The sequence below is a fragment of the Undibacterium sp. Di24W genome, from assembly GCF_049340325.1.
In the GTDB taxonomy this organism is placed as follows: domain Bacteria; phylum Pseudomonadota; class Gammaproteobacteria; order Burkholderiales; family Burkholderiaceae_D; genus Undibacterium.
This window is the reverse complement of record NZ_JBMPOP010000048.1, coordinates 1-241: the sequence shown is the minus strand read 5'-3', so window position 1 is coordinate 241 and position 241 is coordinate 1. Positions and strand designations below refer to the sequence as shown.

The 241-nt window shown below is 54.8% G+C and carries 1 protein-coding gene; it reads left to right on the top strand.

Going from position 1 to position 241, the window contains the following annotated elements:
• A partial coding sequence (locus ACO0KZ_RS20580) for a hypothetical protein (protein ID WP_422998675.1) occupies positions 1 to 241 on the top strand: 241 nt, incomplete at both ends.

The following is a 241-nucleotide window of genomic DNA, read 5'->3' as shown; positions in this document are numbered from 1 at the left end:
GACAATGTGGTCGAAGGCAACAACTTGGTCTACACCGTCAGTCTGTCGGCAGCGACGAATGCGACGACGACCTACGCCTATAGTTTAGGTGGCGGCAGTGCCACGGCCACGAGTGACTACAACACGACCCCGGTGTTTAGTAATGGCGTCACCTTGGTCGGTGGCAATGTGATAGTACCGAGTGGTGTGACGGCCTTTACGGTCACGGTGAGCACGATTGATGATACGGTGATTGATTCAG